At 42.6% G+C, this 4928-nt stretch carries 4 protein-coding genes; 1 reads left to right on the plus strand and 3 read right to left on the minus strand.

All coding sequences use genetic code 11. From position 1 onward, the window contains the following. Positions 1-2297: TonB-dependent receptor (locus VF500_RS11700; protein WP_330859838.1), on the plus strand; the 2297-nt coding region annotated here is incomplete at its 5' end. 196 nt (positions 2298-2493) lie between these two features. Here VF500_RS11700 and VF500_RS11705 read toward each other — a convergent pair. From VF500_RS11705 to VF500_RS11715, 3 genes are read right to left on the minus strand one after another with little or no spacing between them, the layout of a single operon-like run. After that, positions 2494-2874, minus strand: a complete 381-nt coding sequence (locus VF500_RS11705) for a hypothetical protein (RefSeq protein ID WP_330859839.1) — start codon at positions 2872-2874, stop codon at positions 2494-2496. Between the two features lie 28 nt (positions 2875-2902). Continuing rightward, positions 2903-3865, minus strand: a complete 963-nt coding sequence (locus VF500_RS11710; RefSeq protein ID WP_330859840.1) for a hypothetical protein — start codon at positions 3863-3865, stop codon at positions 2903-2905. Then, positions 3862-4689 (minus strand): hypothetical protein, encoded by an 828-nt coding sequence (locus tag VF500_RS11715; protein ID WP_330859841.1) that lies wholly within the window; start codon positions 4687-4689, stop codon positions 3862-3864. Before VF500_RS11715 ends, VF500_RS11710 begins: the two co-directional genes overlap by 4 nt. Between the last annotated feature and the right edge of the window lie 239 nt (positions 4690-4928).

Below are 4928 nucleotides of genomic sequence, written 5' to 3' on the forward strand. Positions count from 1 at the left end.
ACAGGATGCTCTATGTAATTGATAACATGAAATTTAAAATATCGGCATTAAACATATTACTACTACTATTGAGCAGCGGGCTGTATGCGCAGCAAAAAACTATCTCAGGAACGGTTATTGACAGTGCTACCCGTGTGCCAATTAACGGTGTTACTATTGTTTTAAACCCTATAAACAAAATAGCAATTACCGGCGAGACCGGCCATTTCTCCTACAGAAACGCTGGGCCGGCAGCACAGTCCCTTACAATCACTGCCGTAGGCTATCAAAAAAGAGTGATTTTACTTGCCGAATCCGGTGTTACCCCACTGATCAGCCTGAGCCCAAAGCAAACTTTGTTAACCGATGTGGTGATCACCGCCAATAACCTCAATCCTAATAAAGCTATCAGCGAAATGGATATAAAATTACGCGGTGTTTCTAATTCGCAGGAAGTGCTGCGTTTGATTCCGGGCCTTTTTATTGGTCAGCATCAGGGTGGCGGTAAGGCCGAACAGATCTTTTTGAGGGGATTTGATAATGATCATGGCACCGATATCAATATGAGCGTTGACGAAATGCCAATCAATATGGTATCGCAGGCACATGGACAGGGTTATGCCGATAGTCATTTCATCATCCCGGAAACAATTGAAAGCACTACCTACCAAAAAGGCATGTACAATGCTGAGAAAGGTGATCTGGCCGTTACCGGGTTCGTAAACTTTAACACGGCCAATGCCATCAGCACAAACCAAATCAAAATAGAAGACGGACAGTATAATACCTACCGGGTATTTGGCATGATCAACCTGCTCGGTGAAAAGGCTAAAGCCAATAACCAGTCGTGGTATGCCGCTTCAGAATACCGATATAGTGATAGTTATTTTGATAACCCGCAGCACTTTAAGCGTTTTAACTTTTTTACAAAATATCATGGGCGGTTAAATGCTAATAATTGGCTAACGGTTAGCTTGTCGGCCTTATCCAGTTCATGGAAAGCGTCGGGCCAGATCCCGGAAAGCGCGGTAAACAATGGTATCGTTGGGTTTTACGGTGCGCTTGATCCTAATGAGGGAGGAGTTACATCACGCATTAATGTAAACGCGCAGCTTTTAACCGAGCTTTCAAATCATGATATTGTTAAAAACCAGTTCTATTACTCTCGTTATAAGTTTGATCTGCATACCAATTTTACGTTTTACCTGCTGGATACAGTTAATGGCGACGAGATCCGCCAAAGAGAAGCACGCGATCTGTATGGCTATAACGGCAGTTACCGACATGACGGCTACATGGGCAGCACAAAACTAACAACGGAAGCGGGTGTAAATGCCCGGCTGGATATGACCAAAGGTTCGGAACTGTCACATACTGTCAATAACGTCACGGTTATCGATCCGATAAAATTGGGCGATATCACCGAATTGAGTGCCGGGGCTTATCTGAATGAGATCTTTCAGTTCAGCTCAAAGTTCTCCATGAATGCGGGATTAAGGTTTGATCAGTTTTATTACCGGTATAATAATAAACTGGCTACCGACAGCACACTTAACGGTATTGGTATCTATACCGCTAATAACAATATAGTAAGCCCCAAGCTGAATTTTTATTACCAGGTTAACGATAAAACCCAGCTCTATTTATTAACAGGGAAAGGCTTCCATTCAAATGACACCCGGATAGTAGTAGCGCAGGGCGGTTTGCAAACCCTGCCCGCAGCATACGGAGCCGATTTGGGTACAGTATTTAAACCGGCCAAAAACTTGCTGTTCAACGCGGCCTTATGGTATAGTTACCTGCAAAAAGAATATGTATACGCCGGCGACGGAGGTTCGGTAGAGTTTAGCGGCCGCACCCGTCGCATTGGTTTTGACTTGTCCGGACGTTACCAACCAATCAAATCCTTATATTTTGATGCGGATGTAAATTATGCACACGGGCGTTCGCTGGATGACCCGGCCGGGGCAAACTATATTCCTTTAGCGCCAGTTTGGAGCAGCGCAGGCGGCATAACCTATATTTTTAAAGATGGCTTTAACGGAAGCCTGCGCTACCGGTATCTTGGCGACCGTGCAGCAAATGCCGATTATAGCCTGGTTGCCAAAGGCTATTTTGTTAATGACCTGGTATTGAACTATACCAGACCCAAATATGAGATTGGCTTAACGATAAATAACCTGTTCAATGTGCGATGGAAGGAAACTCAATTTGAGACAGTGACCCGTTTAAAAAATCAATCTTCCGTTGATGGCATAGCTTTTACCGCCGGAACAAAGTTTGCTGCTTTGCTGCATCTTAGTTGTTTTTTTAAATGAAAGTTGTTTGAAAAACAAACAAAAAATATGTCATTGCGAGTGAAGCGTGGCAACCGCACGGAAGCATAGCCGCCCTGTATAGTATGCGATTGCTTCGTTCCCGAAATAAATTCGGGACAGGCTGTTCCTCCTCGCAATGACTCGTTTTTTTGTCTTCCGAACGCCTATAGTCATTGACCAACCGAGGCACAATTTACTATTGCTTATTGAAAGTAGTGGTTGTTCCGCCTGTCGTTAACTTTATAGACTTCTTTGACTCATCTATGGTTCCGGTATAGCTCTTGGTGCTATTGTCGCTAAACAGAAGATCAAAAGAAAACTGATACTTGTCGATCTTACTATTGGTTACATCACCGGTTTTACCTCCAACAGTCCCGGAGCCGCTAAGCTTGCCATCCTGGTTGCCAAACGTAAACGAATCGCTGTCGGTCTGCCAGAAACCTATCAAATCGCCCAGAAGAACAATAACGCCACCGCCACCACCGCCGCCTCCGTCACTGCTTTTACCACAGGTGGAGGTGCAAAGTGCCATAATAACAATCAAAATAACATAGAGGGGGGAATTTAACTTTTTCATGATTAAATGCTTTAGTTATTAATGAATATTAATTTTTTAACCGGCTCAGAAATTCTTTTACACGTTGTTCCATAGCGATAAGCTGGTCAGAGATGGCTGGAACCTGTGTTTCTATTTGTGATTGGATCTCCTTTTTTAGTTTGTCTTTATCCTTATCAGGAATCTGATTCTGAAAATATTGATTGATCTGGTTTTTAAGATCGTTTAAAGGGACAATTTTATTTTTGCCAATACCATAGATCAGCGTATCAGCTATCCCCTCGAATGCTTTGGAAAGTGACGGATCGTCCCAGTAATCGTCCATTTTTTTTGAATAGGTAGGATAGTTGACATATAATTTTTCAAATGCCTGGTTAAACCCATTTTGGGTTTGCGCGTATTGCGTAAGCGCATTAACATTTACAAAGGCATATACACCTATAAATTTAAAGGCGATCATTAAAGTTTGTGCCTGCAGGATATAGTTTTGCAAGGTCGAACTGATCTCAGGATAAAACAGATCGATGCCATCCTGCCTTTCACGGGCAATCCGCAGATCATCATTAGAATAACCCAACTTTTTAAGATTGGCAGCGATGGAATCAATTTTAGCCTGTAAAGCTTTCGTGTCGGATTGCCCCTTTTTAGCTGCATCCTTTAATTGCGACAACGATGCCATATAACTCTTGATCTGCCCGCTTGATTGAAAACTCTCCAATACTATCTGCGTTAATAACGATGGATTTTTTGGTATCAGCACCCGCCCTCCCAATGGGTACAGGATGATATAGCTTTTGTCAGAAGTTTTAATTTCTACCTGGGAGGTGTTGCTGCTAATAGCGGCGGTAAATACACCGGATTCGTTTGTGGTTGCCGGGTTTCCATCAATAGTAATGGTGTAGTTTTTAACTAAGGCGTTGTTGCTTAAAAGCTCTCCTTTAAAAATGATAGTCTGCCCGTAGCTACTAAGCCAGGCCATGCATAAACTTACTATGCAAATTCCCCTTTTCATAGCTTATTAAGCTGAAGGGTAAGCGGTACTTTGGACGAAAAGATCTGTGTGCTGTTAAAACGCAGCTTGTTTCCCCGGTAAACCCTCACCGGCAGTTCAGTCCCGTCTTTTATTGGCAAGGTTAAGCTGAAATTACCTAACTGATCGGCATTGGTTTTATAAAGCCCATCGGCCAGTACAATCAATACATCGGGAACGGGTTGGCCCTGCATATCTACAACCAAACCGCTCACGGTTAATGAATCCGCTTGTTTTTTAAGATGCAGTTCGATAGGTGTACGCCCGTCAATGGGGATGGTTACCTGCTGGCTTTGCCGGTAATAGCCGGCTACCGCGGGAGTAACGGTAATACTTTTTCCTAATAAGTTTGCAGGCTGTTCGTTAAAGGTTACTACCCCATTTTCTATCCTTGCCGAATCTGGCTTATTGAACAGTACTTTAAGCAACCCTCCATTTACCAGTTCGTTCTTAGTTTCATCACCAAACACGATGAATTTAACGTCAAATGAATCGGCCACGGGCGAAAGTTTCAGGCCAAAATAAATGATCAGGCAAAAGATCACGGCTGGGCCGCCGAGCGCTAAAGTGCCATTATACAATTTACCGCTATATTTTGCATGTGCTTTTAAGGCCCCAAATAAAAAACCCGATGCAATTAAGGCTACAAAAACCAACAGAAAAAAATAAACCTGCGGACTTAAATTTGCGGCCTTATTACTAAAGATCATGAGTACTACCGCAGCCGCCACAAACAGCACAAAGCCCAGTCCGGTTATAATAACCCAACTTAAAGGCGTAACAGCTTTATTGGCTTCTGCAGGCATGGCTATAACTGGCTGTGTATTATAAAGTTAAACATAATTTAATTTATAATATACAAATTTTTAACTCATAGGAATTATTGTGCAATAGTGTGAAATAGCGAAAATCGGAGCGTTTCTGATCATCATGATTTAAGACAAAATCGCGCCGTTAACGGTGTACTTCAATTCATTTTGAAGGGTTCAAATTTTTCATTTGCCATCCAATTGGTAAACATGACAGGTTCTTTATTACTTCCAGC

It is taken from the genome of Mucilaginibacter sp. (assembly GCF_036383575.1).
Lineage (GTDB): Bacteria > Bacteroidota > Bacteroidia > Sphingobacteriales > Sphingobacteriaceae > Mucilaginibacter.